Origin of the sequence: Legionella israelensis (assembly GCF_004571175.1) — a bacterium.
GTDB lineage: Bacteria > Pseudomonadota > Gammaproteobacteria > Legionellales > Legionellaceae > Legionella_D > Legionella_D israelensis.
This window is the reverse complement of the sequence record NZ_CP038273.1, coordinates 2005582-2021659: the sequence shown is the minus strand read 5'-3', so window position 1 is coordinate 2021659 and position 16078 is coordinate 2005582. Positions and strand designations below refer to the sequence as shown.

Below are 16078 nucleotides of genomic sequence, written 5' to 3'. Positions count from 1 at the left end.
AATGGACAGAACAGCAAATGGTCAGGGAACTAAAACTTCATTGTAATTTTGTTTGCGCATTTGCAACCAGCTGCTGATAAAAGGAGGTGAGCACATTAAAATCAAACCGACAATTAAAGTTAATTCATAACGGCTTATGCTACCAATATTAATGCCTTGCGGAGGAATGAAACTAACGATGAGCGTGGCTACTGCACCAATTATTCCAATACCAGCCACCAACAATAAACCGGGTAACCCTCCTGGAATTCGAAAGCCGCGCGGATGTTCTGGGGCAGACAGCCTTAATTTGATGGCGGCTGCAAACATCAGCAAATACATCATCATATATAATTGTGCAGCCAAGGCCGTCAATAGCCAATAGGAGCCATTGACGCTCGGCATAAATAAAAACATGGCTGATAAAATGGTCACAATAACAGCCTGCACAATTAACATGACAACAGGAGCTCCCTGTTCATTGGCTCGACGAAAACCCGCTGGTAAATTGCCGTCCTCAGCAGCAACCAGCAATCCTTTCGTCGGGGCAATGATCCAGTTGCTGACACCTCCCAAGCCTCCTAAAACCAGCATTAAAGCAATAACAGGCATTAAAGCCGTTAAATGATAACGAGCAAAAAAAGCATCAAAAGCTTGCATAATTCCCGCCACCAGATTGATATCCTGTTGAGGCAAAACCACAGCAATGGCTAATGAACCAAATATTAATGTACTTAAAATAATGATGACTGAGTACATTAGTGCCCGAGGAAAAACACGCTGCGGATTGCTAACATCGTTTGCATGAACGGTTGCAATTTCAATACCACAGAAAGACATCATAATGGCCGTTAGAGATACCCACATGGATTTATCCTGCCAGTGGGGGGCAAGACTTTGCCCGTCAAAGCTGATTTGCAGGGGATTACCGCCCGCAACCCACGCCGCCCCCAGGCCAATAATTAAAGACATGGGCAATAATAAACCTGAAATAGCACAAACATTGCTGAAGAAAGCGGATGAACTCATTCCACGGAGATTAACAAAGGTCGCTCCCCAAAAGGACGCAATGATCACAAGCCAAAGAAAATAAGGGTTATTTGCCAAATGAGGATTGATCAAATAACCTATGGTTCCTGCTACAAAGGATAAAATGGTTGGATACCAAATCACATTTTCAATCCACTGAAGCCAAATCGCCAGAAAACCTGTTTTTTTACCGAAAGCTTCCTTAACCCAGATATAGATACCACCCTGTTTTGGCCATCCTGACGCCAGTTCAGCCGAAACCAGTGCGGTAGGAATAAGAAAAAATAACGCGCCCATCATAAAAAAAGAAATCAATTGGCTGCCGAATAAAGCCGTTGCTGGTAAATTACGGATGCTGTCCACTGACCCTACCGTTATCATGATCAGGCTAAAAATGGTTAAACTATGCTTTCTGTTGCTCATTCTATTCCTTCATCTATACAAACACGGCTTCAGCAAGAATTCTCATTATAAATAAAATAAATTAAGAAAACCTTAATAATAGGTTAAAAAATAAACAAAAAATCTTATCTACTCTACTGGAGATAGCGTCTTTTGTAAATAACTTAAGCTTGCCGGCACAGACCGATAAAGCCCATCCCACTTCATTAAAAGAAAGCAAAAATGCTCAAATAGCACAGCGGATCCAGCGCTTTACCGCCTTTGCTTCGCAGGATACTCCTTCTCTTTTTTTCTGAGCCCACTTCTTACATCAAGCGGATTAAATAAAATATCATGCCAAATTTTGACCATTCCCAAGATATTGCGCTAGGATTATAATAGTTATGTTCATGTTGGATAATGAATTATGCAATATGTTGTCGCCGTCGTCTTCGTTGTTTTAATTGATTGTCTTTTTTTATCCCCCGTCTCTGCAAAATCAACAGAAACTCCTCCATTTCATCTTTGCCAGGACGCACATCAGATATACCACAATGCCACTTTCATTACCTTGGATCCGCAAAAGCCACGTGCTGAAGCAGTTGCCGTCATTCACCATCGATTGGCAGCTGTAGGTGATGAAAAAACAATTATGGAAAAATGCCGTGGCTCGCATACGGAAATCATTGATCTGAAAAAAGCCTATGTGACCCCCGGATTTATTGATTCGGGAAGCCTGTTGGTGTTATATGGCTGGCTGGCCAATCACAGCATCGATTTGTCTACAACCAATACCTTCCATCAAAAAAACTGGAAACCAATTAAAACCACCGACATGTTTTTATCGACTCTGGCTGATAAAATCTCCGCATCTAATGAACAACAAATTATCGTGTATGGGTACGACAGTACGCGTTTAAAAGGAGAGCCTTTAACTCAGAACAAGCTGAATAAAATAAGTAAGGATAAAGCCATAGTAGTCTTTTACTCTTCAGAACAATCCGCTTTATTGAATGATAAAGCAGCCCGGGAAATTAAAGAGCTTGATCCGACTATTGCCATTGATGAAGAAGGCAAAATCAATTCCAAAGATTTTCAGTCCTTTCTAGTAAGTATCCTCGGCAAAAATGAACTGGAAAAAGCCATCATGACAGCGATTGATTTTTTTTCTTCCCAAGGATACACCACCATTAGTGAAAATCAATTTCATCCAGCCTGGCTAGATACGTATGCCCGCATCATCAATAACGATTCTCCGGTAGATGTTATTTTCAATGCCTCAAATTTATGGCATATAAAACTACTGAATCTTGTACAGAAGGATTTTAAAAGATTTTATTCTGGCTACTATATCCTTAAAATAGACGGCAGCCTGGGTGATTACGCTGCCTATCTCAGTGCACCTTATTCTTTCCCCCCTATTGGTTATGACAGAAGCTGGAGAGGCAGCTTAGCCATCAGTCCTCGAAAGATGGAAGAGCAGGTTATAACGGCGGCAAAAGAAAAAATATCATTGGCTTTTGAAGCTCACGGTGACGCAGCCATTGATGTTGCTCTTAACATGACGCAAAAGACTCAACAAAAGCACCCTCATTTTAAACCCAAATTACTTAATGCACAGGTTATCAGGAAAGATCAATTCCAGCGGATGAATTATTTGAGCATGAGCGCCAGTTGGTTTGCGCCCCATCTTTATTACTGGGGAGAAGCAATGTGTCATGAAATTGTCGGTCCTGAAAGAGCACATTTTAATAATCCACTTCGTCAGGCCAAAAAGAGCTTCAACACAATAAGCATGTATGCCAATGCACCCGTAACGCCTCTGCAACCTTTAAAGATGATGCAACGCATGCAAACCCGTAAAGTGCAAAGCTGGCAATACCCTTTAAATCGCAACTGCCCTCAATATTATGCACCGCATCAGCGCATCAGCGCCGAGGACACCTTAAGAGCCATAACCATTGATAACGCCTTATTTTATGGTCTGGAAAAAGAGAAAGGCACCCTGGAAGTGGGTAAGCTTGCCGATATGACCCTTTTAAGCGCAGATCCTTTAACCCCGTCTGGCAACTCATCGATTAAAGTCTTAGGTACGATTTCTCGCGGGCAATTACACATGAATCTATAAATCTGCTATGCTATCACTCATTAACGGCTAAAAAATGTTCTTTTATTGAACAGGCAAATTGGGAGCCGCCAATTTCCCCTTTGATATCTTTCTGGTGATAACTATGTTTGAAAATTTAACTGAACGCTTAAACCGCACATTTAAACATCTTAGCGGTAAAGGACGACTTACTGAAGAGAATATACAACAGGCTTTACGCGAAGTTCGCATGTCGCTGCTTGAAGCGGATGTGGCATTGCCAGTGATCAAGACGTTCATTGAACAGGTTAAGCAAAAGGCACTGGGGCAGGAAGTCAGCACCCACTTGCAACCGGATCAAGCCTTTATAAAAATCGTAAACGATGAGCTGGTGCACGTTATGGGGGACGAACGTGCTGAATTAAATTTTAAAACCCAGCCCCCGGCTGTCTTTCTTATGGCTGGATTGCAGGGTTCAGGTAAAACCACCAGTACCGCAAAGTTGGCTCGTTATTTAAAGGAACAAGAAAAGAAAAAGGTCATGGTCGTCAGCACCGACGTTTACCGCCCGGCAGCCATACATCAGTTAAATGTTCTTGCTGATGAACTGGACGTTGCCTTTTTTCCCTCCCAGACGCAGGAAAAGCCGACTGACATCGCACAGAAAGCCCTGGATGCAGCCAAAAAACAATATATGGATGTGCTTATCATTGATACAGCCGGTCGGCTTCATATTGATGAAGCCATGATGGATGAAATTCAGTCTTTGCACAAGACGGTCAATCCCATCGAAACACTGTTTGTCGTGGACAGCATGACAGGACAGGATGCAGCCAATACAGCAAAAGCCTTTCATGAGGCGCTGCCACTGACAGGTGTTATCCTGACCAAAACAGATGGTGATGCCCGAGGCGGTGCAGCACTATCGGTTCGTCAGATCACAGGCAGGCCCATCAAATTTCTCGGTAGCGGTGAAAAAACCGATGCGCTTGAGCCTTTTCATCCGGAACGAATCGCCTCGCGTATTCTCGGCATGGGCGACATGCTGACCCTCATTGAGGAAGTGGAACGAAAAGCGGATAAAAAAGCCAGTGAAAAACTGGCCAAAAAGCTGAAAAAAGGAAAAGGATTTGATCTGGAAGACTTTAAGCAACAATTACTGCAAATGAATAATTTGGGGGGTATTTCCGGAATGATGAACAAGCTCCCGGGCATGAGCCAATTGCCGCAGCAGGCTATGCAGCAGATCAATGACAAAGCCATGGCACAGACCATTGCCATTATCAACTCCATGACCCCCAAAGAGCGACGCATTCCCAAAATTATTGTCGGTTCACGCAAAAAGCGGATTGCAAATGGCGCTGGATTGCAAATTCAGGACGTGAATCGCCTTTTAAAACAATTTGAAAAGATGCAAAAAATGATGAAGAAATTTACCAAACCCGGAAGCATGCAAAAGCTCATGCGGGGAATGGGAGGTATGGCTGGAATGAAAGATTTATTTCCAAGTGACCGCAAATAATAAAAATTGCTCAGAAGCCCGGTTTTTATACTACCGGTCAAACAATATATTTTTTTATGTGGAAAATTGCAGCAAATAATTATAGTAAGCTCTTCACATGGCGAGTTAATTTTCGTACAATACAACGCATTTTTACATAACTACTTCAAGGTAGAGGAAAATAATGGTCGTTATACGTTTATCAAGAGCCGGCGCCAAAAAGCGTCCTTTTTACCATATTGTTGTCACCGATAGCCGCAAACGTCGTGATGGGAACTACATTGAGCGAGTAGGGTATTTCAACCCTGTCGCCCGGGGCCAGGAAGTTCGTTTGCATCTGGACAGGGAAAAAGTGAACAAATGGTGCGAAACAGGTGCGCAGTTATCTGAGCGTGTTAAAGGATTAATTAAAGAATACGCAACATCAGCTGCTGAGAAAAGTGAATAAAAAAAAGGCGTGGATTATTGTAGGGCGTTTTGGTCGGGTACATGGCGTTAAGGGGTTTATAACCGTTCATTCTTATACTGATCCCCGCGATAATATATTGTCTTACAATAATTGGCACATGTTTTTGAATGAACAGTGGCTTCCTGTTAAGCCATTACAAGTTAAAGTGAATAATAAATCCATTCTGGCGCTCATCGAAGGCTATGAACGACGAGAATTGGCCTCTCAATTAACAAATATTGAAATAGCGGTTAGTAAAGACAGTTTGCCTGAACTTAAACCCGGTGAGTATTATTGGTATGAACTTATAGGGATGCAAGTCATTAATCGTGACGGAAAAGAATTGGGAAAAATAACTGACATCATGCCCACCGGTGCTAATGATGTGTTGGTAGTGACAAGTGAAAAAAGGCATTTAATACCTTATTTACCTGAACAAGTCATCTTGGAAGTCAATAAGGATAAACGATTTATTAAAGTTGACTGGGATTTGGATATTTAACCATGTTGCATTTAGGCGTGATAAGCCTGATGCCAGAAATGTTTAATAGCTTGCACTTTGGCATTACAGGTCGTGCTATTGAACAAGGACTGGTAAAAATCGATTACTGGAACCCTCGTGACTGGGCATCGAGGCCTTACCGTCAGGTAGATGATAAACCTTATGGTGGAGGTCCAGGCATGGTGATGATGTATGAACCATTGCATGCAGCCATTGGACATGCACGTCAGCAGATGCCAAACAATAGCAAAACCATATATCTGAGCCCCCAGGGCAAAATGGTTAACCAGGCCGATCTGAATAAGATAGTGGCTAATCATCAGTCCTTCATTTTTGTGGCTGGTCGATATGAGGGAGTGGATGAACGGGTCATTCAGCATGATATCGATGAGGAATGGTCTTTAGGAAATTTTATTTTAAGCGGTGGTGAACTGGCTGCCATGGTATTTATTGATGCAATGGTCCGCTTAATACCTGGAAGTCTGGGACATCCGCAATCCGCAATACATGATTCATTCATGAGCGGCTTGCTGGATTATCCACACTATACCAGACCTGCAAGTGTTCACGGCATGAATGTGCCGGAAGTACTGCTTAAAGGTCATCACAAGGAGATAGAAATCTGGCGTCGAAAACAAGCTTTGGGTCAAACATGGCTTAAACGACCTGACTTATTGGAGTCAGTACAATTAGACGAAACTGATGAAAAATTGTTAAATGAATTTAAACAAGAACATGGTGATTAAACCATATTGGCTCTTTAACGTTTCGCTGGCTTGAGTCGAAAAAGCTTTGATTTTCCTGAACAGCCCATGCTGCTGTACTTGAAAATTAAAATTTTTTCGGCCAGGTCGTAAAAACGCAAAGCGCCTCCCCTTTTAGGAGTGACTCATGACAAATATTATTGATCAAATCAATGCTGAGCAAATGCAAGGCAAAACAATTCCAGAATTCAATGCCGGAGATACCGTTCAGGTTCAGGTTAAAGTAACTGAAGGCTCTCGTGAACGGCTGCAGGCTTTCGAAGGCATTGTTATTGCTAAACGAAATCGTGGTTTAAACTCCGCTTTTACTGTGCGTAAAATATCTCACGGCATCGGTGTTGAGCGTGTCTTTCAAACCTACAGTCCTATTGTTGACAGCATTAAAGTATTACGTCGAGGGGATGTGCGTCGTGCTAAACTTTATTATCTACGCAACCTGACTGGCCGTGCTGCCCGTATTAAAGAAAAATTGAATACCAAAAAAGACAGTTAATGCTTGACATGCTCATCAGTTCAACATTTAAAACACCTTTTGGTTGGCTGAATGTAAAACATGATGAGCATTACATTTATCAATCTTTATTTACCAAAACCAAAGGTGATCCCATTGATCACCCCCTTTCTATGCTTGTTGCCGAAGAATTAACGTCCTACCTTAAAAATCCACATCACCGGTTTCAATTACCCCTAAAACCGACAGGCAGTGTTTATCAACTCAAAGTGTGGAATGCTCTATTGGTCATTCCTGTCGGCCGGACCATAACCTACGGTGAATTAGCAGGTTCTCTGCAAAGCAGCCCCCGTGCTGTGGGGCAAGCCTGCAAGAGAAATCCTCTAGCCTTGTTTATTCCCTGTCACCGGGTCGTAGGCAAACATAATCATGGCGGCTACATGGGGAATCCATCTGCCTTGTCTTATAAATTAGATTTATTACAACATGAAAATGCAAACATTTACCAACACAGTTCTGCCTCTTTTTAAAAACAAGGATCGATTAACACCCCGCCAGCGCACCACTGAAAGGTTAAATTTACTCAGTCTTTCTTTGCTCAAATTTGCTCTTCTGGATCTGAGGCTCTAAGCTAATCTGTATTTGTACCATAGCGTTCATATCAACTAAGCTTAGCTAAGAACTTATAAGTAAGACGGGAGCAATATAGATGCAATTTCAGGATAAATATGATGTTGTGATTGTTGGCGCTGGTCCCACGGGGTTTATGCTTGCCTTATATCTGGCAAGAGCTGGTATCTCTTTTTTGTTGGTAGATAAAAAATCGCAAGTATCAACCATCATGAAAGCGACCGCTATCTCTTCTTTATCACTGGAATGCTTTTCTGATTTAAATTATGCCGCACCTTTTGAACAAACAGGTATTTTTACTCATGCCTTATCGGTTTATATCGAAAAAAGACCATCTTTGCATCTACCATGGACAGGCATTGATTCAAAATATCCATACGCTTGTCTTTTAGGGCAAAATTACGTGGAGAAATTTCAATATCAGCTGCTGCAACAGATGAAGGGTGATGTTTCCTGGGAGACTGGCTTTAAGGATTACGAAGAAAAACAAGATCAACTCAGGGTAAGCCTTGAAAAAAACGGCCAGTCCTTTACCGTCAACTGCCAGTACCTCATTGGTTGTGATGGGGCAAAAAGTAAGGTACGGGAGAAAGCCGGTATCGAACAAAAAGGCAAAAAATATCCATCTCACTATATGATTGCTGATGTGGAACTGGATGGGCAATTTGATGCTAAAGACTGGTATTTTTTCCTGGCGAAAAAAGGATTTTGTAGCGTTGGAGCGCTGCCTGCCCATCGCTGGGGTATTTTAGTCTCATTGCCCAAAAACATGGAATACCAAGCTGGAGAAACCCCGACACTCGAATTTTTCCAACAACAATTCAATGAGCTATGCAGTATACCCGGAACCTTGAAAAATCCGAACTGGATATCGCATTTTCATACCTATAACAAGTCTGTTAAACAACGAAGAAAAGGTCGAGTCTTTTTATGCGGCGATGCTGCTCATCAGGTGAGTCCTCTCACGTCTTTGGGAATGAACTCAGGCATTCTCGATGCCACCAATTTAGGATGGAAACTCGCTCTGGTTTGCCGCAGGGAAGCGAAAGAGACTCTCTTGGATAGTTATGATATTGAACAGCGTCAAACCCTTAAAATCGTCAAACAATTATCAGATAGCAATGAACGCTCCTTTGCCATGACAGGGGCTTTAACCCGCGAGATAAGAGATCACCTCACGGAACTGATTTTAAATTTCAAACCGGTCATGAAAATGTTTGGCGGCATCCTGTCTCAAACATCTATTCGCATTAAAAAAAGTCCCATCATTGATGAGTTTATTGGCATGCCCATTCATCTTAAACAGGATTCTCACTATAGCCTTCACGGAAGCTGTCTAAAGGCATGGAGCACTTTTGGCAAAGGCCCCGCTGCCGGAAAAAGAGCGCCCGATGTTTATGTTTTCTTAGATAAAGAAAACTCACAACCACAGTGGCTGTTTGATCATCTTCTGGAAGGAAGGCATGCATTAATTGTATTTTCTGGCTGTGAACATCACCATGAAAAGCAAACAGAAACCATAGATGAGATTCTTACAAAGACAGAAAAACATTATTCGAAGTGGATAAAGCCTGTGTTAATTCTTGCTGCAACAGAAAAACCTGAGAAGTTGCAATGGCAGGGAAATATATTTTATGATCATCAGCAAATGATTCACCAACGCTATGGAGCAAGTGCAAGTTGTTTGTATTTAATCCGACCTGACAGAATCATAGGTTTTCGCAGTTTGCCTTTGCGATGGGATAAATTAGAACAATATTTGAAACGAATATGGCAATAACGTAAGTGCTCAACCTGTCCTGGAAACGGCCATACTTGGGTCAGTCTGCATTTTTGCACTAACCTTATATAGGCTAGACTTTGTGAATTTTTTCCGCTACGAATCACCGCCGCATCGACTGCGGTGTCCATCACCAGTATATTTATCAAAATCAGTGTTTTCCAAGACTTTAATAAATAGGATGGGTCTTTTTATGGACCCCGTAGTCCAAGCCACGGGGATTCGTAAATTTTTCACAAAGTCGAGTATAGAGTATTTATAGTTTATACTGCTTAAATAGAATGCCTGGATGATGATGTTTCTTCATTTTCTGACTTGGAATCGAGTGGATGCTTGTCAGCAATAAGAACATGATTAAAAAAGGTGGATGCAAAGCGAGTAGACCATATCAATAATCGCCTACTCCAATGTTGCGAAACCATCGCAGTAAAATATTCTTCTTCCCAAGGTTGGAGGTTATCAAAACAGCGTAATTGATTGAAATAATATTGGATGGTCTCTTGCATTTCTTCTAATTTAGGCCCATGCATATCTAATGCTTTCCGTAAAGAGTTGATGAGACCTTTTCGCATGGCTTTATTCTTTACCGTTATCGAATCGTCTTCTTCCACCGCATTCATATAGCCATCAATCAAATAGAATGCTTGTCTTTGCTCACGAAATAGTGCTATTTCCTTGTGGTACTTTTTGGCCAGAAGATTTAAATGCTGATTTTGCAGCAACAATTGTTTGCAATTTTCCTTATCGCTTAACCTGTGGGTATTGGTTTTCATAAACTCCAGAATATCTTCCTTGTCCATTTCCCTATCGACAGAATAATGCTTGATTAAATCATTTTTTTTAAACACCTGGCACTGGCATGCCGCTACAATTAAATTCACACCGGCATTGATTTGTTCATTTTCAAGTAAACAGTTCTCATCATAGATGATGGCATTCATGATAGCCGCAGCCTTAATATCCTCATCGCCAAACTCTTCTTGTATCCAGTGAAAGATAAGAAGATCAACCAGACTATCTGCATCATAGACCTTGTAACGCTTGCTGATAAAATCAGGCCATTGTAAAAAAAGCAAATAATTACCCTGGCGCAAAGCTTGAATAAAACCTCCGTTTGAGAGATCGGACATCTTCAGCACTCCATATGGCCTTATGAGCTTTATTATATTTACAAATTTGCTATATCTATTATATGGTCTGTGCAAATATCATTAAAAAAAATTTCACAGACACCGGAATAGGGTTACCATATTATTATAACCATTCTAAACAAAATATGAGATAAAAAAAATCGGAGCCCCTGACCATGTTAAAACTTAATCTTCTTTTTTCGGGCATGATGACAATAATAGTGACCACCGCTTATGCCAATTGTGATTTAAGTCGTTATCGCTGGGATTGTGATTTACCCGTACAGGTAAAACCTGTCCCAGGAAAGTCCTCACTATTTTATTGTGGAAACTCCTATGGTTATATTAGTAAAGCACAATACGATATCTTATCAAGATATCGACGTGCCTCGGTTAACATGGTTTTAAAAATTAATGGGGAATACATTGACAGTCCATGTATCCCGGCTGAGAGAGAATATACACACAGTGTAAAAACATATCATGCAGAAATCTACAAATAAAAACCCCAAGATCATTGTACGCAATGCCAAGCCTAAAGATATTGGCGCCATCCGTGAGCTAGTAGGTCTTGTCTATCCCAGTGAGATGGAAAACTATCCGCCTGATGCCTTGCGTGGCCATATGAACCATTATCCGCAAGGACAATTTGTCGTGGAATATGAAAATAAAATTGTGGGCTATTGTGCTACCTTTAAAATCAGTGGAGAGATTGCTCTTAAACCTCATACCTGGGATGAAATCACCGGCCATGGTTTTGCCTCACGCCATGATCCGCAAGGCGATTATATCTATGGAATGGAAGTTTGTGTGCATCCGGATTATCGAGGATTACGTATCGGTAACCGTCTGTACACAGCAAGAAAACGTTTGTGTCAGGCTGAAGGTCTGAAAGGTGTCGTTTTTGGTGGACGACTGCCGGGTTATCGTCGCCACCATAAAAAATATCCCAGAGCCGAAGATTATCTTCAAGCCGTTATCGAAAAACAAATCAGGGATCCTGTGATTTCTTTTCAGCTACGCAATCAGTTTGAACCTATTGCAGTATTAAAAAATTACTTGCCGCAAGATAAAGCTTCTATGGGTTACGCAGCCCACCTTTTATGGATTAACAATGACATTGCTTCCAAGCCCGACACGACTAAAAAAGGAATCATTACTCGTGGGCGAATGGTGGACAGAGTTCGTTTAAGCCTTGTGCAATACATGCAAAGACGTGTGCACTCTTTTGATGAATTTGCCCGTTACGTGGAATATTTTGTCGATGTGGTAGCAGATTATTACGCTGATTTTGTTCTCTTTCCCGAGATGCTGACCCTACAGTTGTTATCTATTGAGAATGAGCCTTTAAAGCCAGAGAAAGCCATATTAAAGCTTACCGAGTATCAAGAGTCCTTCATCGAGCTGATGTCTTCTCTGGCGGTCAAATACAATATCAACATCATCGGAGGTTCACACCCTACAAAATTGAAAGATGGTGTTTATAACATAAGCTATATTTTTCTTCGTGATGGTCAAATTCATGAGCAAAGTAAAATTCATCCGACCCCCAATGAGCGATACTGGTGGAATATTCGGGGAGGGAATGAATTAAAAACCATTGCTACAGATTGCGGACCCATTGCTGTTTTGATTTGTTATGATTGTGAATTTCCAGAACTTGCCCGCCATGCGATTAATCAAGGAGCCAAAATCATTTTTGTTCCATTTTGTACCGATGAGCGACAAAGCTACATGCGGGTTCGCTATTGTGCTCAGGCTCGAGCGGTTGAAAATCAATGCTATATTGTCATGGCCGGCAACGTGGGCAATCTTCCAGGAGTATTGAACATGGATATTCAATATGCCCAAAGCGCTATCTTTACTCCTTGTGATTTCCCTTTTGCCAGAGATGGAATAGCAGCCGATACCACACCCAATGTGGAAATGGTTTCTTTTGCCGATCTCAGCCTTCATACCTTGGAAGCCACGCGCAGTCAGGGAACGGTGCTGAATTTAAAAGATCGCCGCCATGATTTATATTCAGTGAAATGGAAAACAAAATAAATCCATTTCCAAGTCCCTCTCAAAGAAAGGCTGTTTAAAAAATGAAGAAAAAATGCATCGAAATCGATGGTATTTCCATTGAAATTACGAGAAAAGCCATCAAAAACCTGAATATGCGCATTTATCCGCCCGATGGTTTTGTGCGTGTCAGTGCTCCTTTTGGCCTAAATGAGCATTTTATTCATCAGTTTCTGCAATCTAAAAAAGACTGGATAAAAGAAAAAAAGCTGCAACTACAACAACGAACACCTGTTTCGAAAAACAAGCTTGTCACAGGAGAGTCATTTTACATTCTTGGTAAAAGATATCGATTGCTCATTCTAAGTCGTGCTGAACAAGCCGAAATAAAGACAAAAAAGGATGAATTATGTATTTACATTAACGCCCAAACCACAGAACAACAAAAACAGAGCCTCTTAGATCAATGGTGTAAATTACACATGACTGAGAAGCTTCCGGAGCTCATCGAAAAATGGTCAATCATCATTGGCGTAAAAGCAAAGGAGTGGCGAATTCGCAAAATGAAAACCCGTTGGGGCTCTTGTAACGTGAGAGCTAAACGTATATGCCTGAACCTCAGACTGATTCATACTCCTTCGCTCTGCATGGAATATGTTCTGGTGCACGAATTAGTTCATTTGCTGGAACCCAGCCATAACAAACGCTTTTATGCCTTGATGAATAAGTTTATGCCTGAATGGAAACATTATAAGCAGTTACTTGATTCCTCATCTTTTCTTTGACGTATACTTTAAGATGATTTTGCCAGGTAAATTGGATTGGTATTTTTTCCGGTTTCACGTAAAATAGCTCACCTTATTTTAATTTCAGGTGTTGATTGAACGCTCTGGATCGAATTGCCGATGATATCTATCATCAAGGTTTTTCCGTCATTGATTCTTTCTTACCAATCGATGATTATAAAGACTTGTTACTTACGGTACAAACCATGCACAGTAATGGTCTTTTTCAAAGTGCTAAAATCGGTCGTAAGCTTCAGGCTATTGAAAACTCAAACATTCGAAGCGATAAAATTGCCTGGCTTGATCATTCATCCAATAACAAGGCCATAGAAAGCTATTTCTCAAGAACAAACCAGATTGCCTCAATGCTTAACAATTCCCTTTTTCTTGGTCTCAATGATTTTGAAGCTCATTTTTCTGTTTATCTCCCTGGTACATTTTATCGCAAACATGTTGATCAATTTAAATCCACACAAGACCGACGTATATCCTGTGTTTATTATTTAAACGAAGGATGGCAAGAAAATAACGGTGGTCAACTTAAGCTTTATGACTATGCTCATCAGCCTCTCATTCATCTCTTACCTCTTGGAAATCGCTTTGTATGTTTTAAAAGTGATCTTGCTCATGAAGTTTGTGAAACACATCAAACGCGATACAGCATCGCCGGCTGGATGAAAATCAGAAGCCTCTCGCTCATTGCCTAGCCAGGGACAATGACCAGTACTGAATGATTTAAAAGTGTACAGCTTTGAATTAGAATAAAGCACAGCAATAGGCAAAAGAGGGGCTTTTGTGATCAAAAATTAGATGCGTTTGCTCTGATTTTTACCAATTAGATTTCATAAACCCGGATTGCTGAGGTATAATCTTGCTTTTGACATATTTTGTTTATGGATGCTTTAAATCTTTCTCAGCTACGCAAAATTTATTCTAACGGCATTGAAGCATTGAAGGGAATCGACTTATCCGTCAGTAAAGGCGATTTTTTTGCCTTGCTTGGAGCCAATGGCGCCGGCAAATCAACCACCATTAGTTTGATAGCCACACTTCTAACGAAAACCTCAGGAAAAATCGTTATTAATGGCTTTGACATTGATAAGCAGCCGGAACAAGCCAAGTCCTGCCTTGGACTTGTGCCACAGGAATTTAATCTCAATATTTTTGAACAGTGTGAGCAAATACTTTTGCATCAAGCCGGCTTCTATGGCATACCTTATAAGAAGGCTTTGACCCGGGCACAAGATTTGCTGAAGCAACTGGGGCTGTGGGAAAAGCGTCATGCCATGGTCCGATATTTATCCGGTGGCATGAAACGGAGGTTGATGATTGCCAGGGCGATGGTCCATCAACCTGAGGTCCTGATTCTTGACGAACCTACAGCAGGCGTTGATGTTGAAATTCGTCGAAGCATGTGGGATTTTCTCACCCGCATTAATGAAGAGGGTACCACCATTATTCTTACTACACATTACTTGGAAGAAGCTGAGCAGCTATGTAAAAACATTGCTATTATCAAGCACGGAGAAATCATTGAACATACATCCATGAAAAAACTGCTGCAAAGCTTAAAGCATCAGACATTTGTGTTTAACACGGAAAAACCCATCACTCATCTACCGCCAATGGAAGAATTTTTGATCACGACAGTGATTGATCCAACCTCCTTTGAGGTGAGAGTGGACAATCAAATGTCGCTTAATGAGGTGTTTGCCATTTTATCCGAACACAATATACGTATTCACAGCATGCGCAATAAAACCAATCGATTAGAAGAACTGTTTATGGATTTAATCAACCATGACCATTAAAATACAACTCATTGCTTTCCATACCTTGGTGAAATGCGAAGTCATTCGTATGTTTCGCATTTCAAGCCAAGTCTTTCTTCCCCCCATCATAACCACCGGTTTATATTTTCTGATATTTGGTGCCTTAATCGGCGATCGCATTGGTCCTATAGATGGAATCAGCTATTCTCAGTTCATTGCTCCAGGTCTTATCATGATGACCGTCATTACCAATTCCTATGGTAATGTCTCTTCCTCTTTATTCAGCACCCGATTTCAGAAAAGTATAGAAGAAATACTAATAAGCCCAATGCATGAAAGCTTACTGCTGGCAGGATATGTGGTGGGTGGTATTTTACGCGGATTGATTGTAGCCACGCTGGTTTTTACCGTTTCCTGCTTTTTTCTGCCTGACATTGAGTTTCATCATTTACCCATGACCTTACTGGTCGTCATTCTTGTCTCTGCTCTCTTTTCTCTCGCCGGATTTACAAATGCCATGTTGGCCAAAAATTTTGATGACGTTATGCTGATACCCACTTTTCTACTGACACCTCTCACTTATCTGGGCGGTGTATTCTACAGTACCAACATGCTGCCCCCTTTTTGGGAAAAACTATCCCATTTAAACCCAATCCTCTATATGGTAAGTGCCCTGCGCCATGCAATGTTCGGCATACAAGACATTAATATGACCCTGGCCATGGCTGTCATCTGCCTAACCTTAATTCTCCTGTCCCTCATAAACATGATCTTGCTGAAAAAGGGTGTTGGCCTGAGAGATTAAATAACTCAGTTAAGCCACCAAGCTCTATCCA

At 41.2% G+C, this 16078-nt stretch carries 16 protein-coding genes; 14 read left to right on the top strand and 2 right to left on the bottom strand.

Annotated features, from left to right (window positions below; genetic code table 11):
- Nucleotides 1-21: 21 nt before the first annotated feature.
- Nucleotides 22-1431 (bottom strand): APC family permease, encoded by a 1410-nt coding sequence (locus E4T55_RS09170; RefSeq protein WP_058502633.1) that lies wholly within the window; start codon nucleotides 1429-1431, stop codon nucleotides 22-24.
- A 385-nt stretch (nucleotides 1432-1816) separates the two neighbouring features.
- On the opposite strand from E4T55_RS09170, the gene E4T55_RS09165 reads away from it, so the two are divergent.
- From E4T55_RS09165 to E4T55_RS09130, 8 genes are all read left to right on the top strand, one after another.
- Nucleotides 1817-3517 carry an amidohydrolase gene (locus E4T55_RS09165; protein ID WP_058502634.1) on the top strand — a complete coding sequence of 567 codons (1701 nt, stop codon included), beginning with the start codon at nucleotides 1817-1819 and terminating at the stop codon, nucleotides 3515-3517.
- 103 nt (nucleotides 3518-3620) lie between these two features.
- A complete protein-coding gene (gene ffh / locus E4T55_RS09160; protein WP_058502635.1) occupies nucleotides 3621-4997 on the top strand; it encodes a signal recognition particle protein in 1377 nt (458 codons plus the stop codon).
- A gap of 163 nt (nucleotides 4998-5160) precedes the next feature.
- A complete protein-coding gene (gene rpsP / locus E4T55_RS09155) occupies nucleotides 5161-5424 on the top strand; it encodes a 30S ribosomal protein S16 (protein WP_058502636.1) in 264 nt (87 codons plus the stop codon).
- Nucleotides 5417-5926 carry a ribosome maturation factor RimM gene (gene rimM / locus E4T55_RS09150; protein WP_058502637.1) on the top strand — a complete coding sequence of 170 codons (510 nt, stop codon included), beginning with the start codon at nucleotides 5417-5419 and terminating at the stop codon, nucleotides 5924-5926. Before rpsP ends, rimM begins: the two co-directional genes overlap by 8 nt.
- A 2-nt stretch (nucleotides 5927-5928) precedes the next feature.
- The gene (gene trmD, locus E4T55_RS09145; RefSeq protein WP_058502638.1) at nucleotides 5929-6672 is read left to right on the top strand and encodes a tRNA (guanosine(37)-N1)-methyltransferase TrmD; all 744 of its coding nucleotides are present in this window, start codon (nucleotides 5929-5931) and stop codon (nucleotides 6670-6672) included.
- 145 nt (nucleotides 6673-6817) lie between these two features.
- Entirely contained in the window at nucleotides 6818-7183 is a 366-nt protein-coding gene (rplS, locus tag E4T55_RS09140) for a 50S ribosomal protein L19 (protein ID WP_058502639.1), read from the top strand.
- Between the two features lie 8 nt (nucleotides 7184-7191).
- Entirely contained in the window at nucleotides 7192-7671 is a 480-nt protein-coding gene (locus E4T55_RS09135) for a methylated-DNA--[protein]-cysteine S-methyltransferase (protein ID WP_058502704.1), read from the top strand.
- A gap of 179 nt (nucleotides 7672-7850) precedes the next feature.
- Nucleotides 7851-9551: an FAD-dependent monooxygenase gene (locus tag E4T55_RS09130; RefSeq protein ID WP_058502640.1), complete on the top strand. Its 1701-nt coding sequence runs from the start codon at nucleotides 7851-7853 to the stop codon at nucleotides 9549-9551.
- A 272-nt stretch (nucleotides 9552-9823) separates the two neighbouring features.
- Here E4T55_RS09130 and E4T55_RS09125 read toward each other — a convergent pair whose 3' ends face one another.
- Nucleotides 9824-10681, bottom strand: coding sequence for a hypothetical protein (locus tag E4T55_RS09125; protein WP_058502641.1), 858 nt, complete (start codon nucleotides 10679-10681; stop codon nucleotides 9824-9826).
- 176 nt (nucleotides 10682-10857) lie between these two features.
- On the opposite strand from E4T55_RS09125, the gene E4T55_RS09120 reads away from it, so the two are divergent.
- The 6 genes from E4T55_RS09120 to E4T55_RS09095 all read left to right on the top strand — a co-directional run bounded on the left by E4T55_RS09120 (nucleotide 10858) and on the right by E4T55_RS09095 (nucleotide 16047).
- Complete coding sequence (locus E4T55_RS09120; protein ID WP_058502642.1) at nucleotides 10858-11184, top strand: hypothetical protein; 327 nt, start codon at nucleotides 10858-10860, stop codon at nucleotides 11182-11184.
- Nucleotides 11165-12727, top strand: a complete 1563-nt coding sequence (locus E4T55_RS09115; protein ID WP_058502643.1) for a bifunctional GNAT family N-acetyltransferase/carbon-nitrogen hydrolase family protein — start codon at nucleotides 11165-11167, stop codon at nucleotides 12725-12727. Before E4T55_RS09120 ends, E4T55_RS09115 begins: the two co-directional genes overlap by 20 nt.
- Before the next feature lie 41 nt (nucleotides 12728-12768).
- Nucleotides 12769-13470, top strand: coding sequence for a M48 family metallopeptidase (locus E4T55_RS09110; protein WP_058502644.1), 702 nt, complete (start codon nucleotides 12769-12771; stop codon nucleotides 13468-13470).
- A gap of 95 nt (nucleotides 13471-13565) precedes the next feature.
- The gene (locus E4T55_RS09105) at nucleotides 13566-14177 is read left to right on the top strand and encodes a 2OG-Fe(II) oxygenase (protein WP_058502645.1); all 612 of its coding nucleotides are present in this window, start codon (nucleotides 13566-13568) and stop codon (nucleotides 14175-14177) included.
- Between the two features lie 186 nt (nucleotides 14178-14363).
- A complete protein-coding gene (locus tag E4T55_RS09100; protein ID WP_058502646.1) occupies nucleotides 14364-15281 on the top strand; it encodes an ABC transporter ATP-binding protein in 918 nt (305 codons plus the stop codon).
- Nucleotides 15271-16047, top strand: coding sequence for an ABC transporter permease (locus E4T55_RS09095; RefSeq protein ID WP_058502647.1), 777 nt, complete (start codon nucleotides 15271-15273; stop codon nucleotides 16045-16047). Before E4T55_RS09100 ends, E4T55_RS09095 begins: the two co-directional genes overlap by 11 nt.
- Nucleotides 16048-16078: the final 31 nt, after the last annotated feature.

What these genes read in the sequence shown, in the direction of transcription:
- E4T55_RS09115 (WP_058502643.1), top strand. Translation starts at nt 11,165, where the DNA reads ATGCAGAAATCTACAAATAAAAACCCCAAGATCATTGTACGCAATGCC.
- E4T55_RS09110 (WP_058502644.1), top strand. Translation starts at nt 12,769, where the DNA reads ATGAAGAAAAAATGCATCGAAATCGATGGTATTTCCATTGAAATTACG.
- E4T55_RS09100 (WP_058502646.1), top strand. Translation starts at nt 14,364, where the DNA reads ATGGATGCTTTAAATCTTTCTCAGCTACGCAAAATTTATTCTAACGGC.
- trmD (WP_058502638.1), top strand. Translation starts at nt 5,929, where the DNA reads ATGTTGCATTTAGGCGTGATAAGCCTGATGCCAGAAATGTTTAATAGC.
- E4T55_RS09170 (WP_058502633.1), bottom strand. Translation starts at nt 1,431, where the DNA reads ATGAGCAACAGAAAGCATAGTTTAACCATTTTTAGCCTGATCATGATA.
- rpsP (WP_058502636.1), top strand. Translation starts at nt 5,161, where the DNA reads ATGGTCGTTATACGTTTATCAAGAGCCGGCGCCAAAAAGCGTCCTTTT.
- E4T55_RS09135 (WP_058502704.1), top strand. Translation starts at nt 7,192, where the DNA reads ATGCTCATCAGTTCAACATTTAAAACACCTTTTGGTTGGCTGAATGTA.
- ffh (WP_058502635.1), top strand. Translation starts at nt 3,621, where the DNA reads ATGTTTGAAAATTTAACTGAACGCTTAAACCGCACATTTAAACATCTT.
- E4T55_RS09130 (WP_058502640.1), top strand. Translation starts at nt 7,851, where the DNA reads ATGCAATTTCAGGATAAATATGATGTTGTGATTGTTGGCGCTGGTCCC.
- rplS (WP_058502639.1), top strand. Translation starts at nt 6,818, where the DNA reads ATGACAAATATTATTGATCAAATCAATGCTGAGCAAATGCAAGGCAAA.
- E4T55_RS09120 (WP_058502642.1), top strand. Translation starts at nt 10,858, where the DNA reads ATGTTAAAACTTAATCTTCTTTTTTCGGGCATGATGACAATAATAGTG.
- E4T55_RS09165 (WP_058502634.1), top strand. Translation starts at nt 1,817, where the DNA reads ATGCAATATGTTGTCGCCGTCGTCTTCGTTGTTTTAATTGATTGTCTT.
- E4T55_RS09125 (WP_058502641.1), bottom strand. Translation starts at nt 10,681, where the DNA reads ATGTCCGATCTCTCAAACGGAGGTTTTATTCAAGCTTTGCGCCAGGGT.
- E4T55_RS09095 (WP_058502647.1), top strand. Translation starts at nt 15,271, where the DNA reads ATGACCATTAAAATACAACTCATTGCTTTCCATACCTTGGTGAAATGC.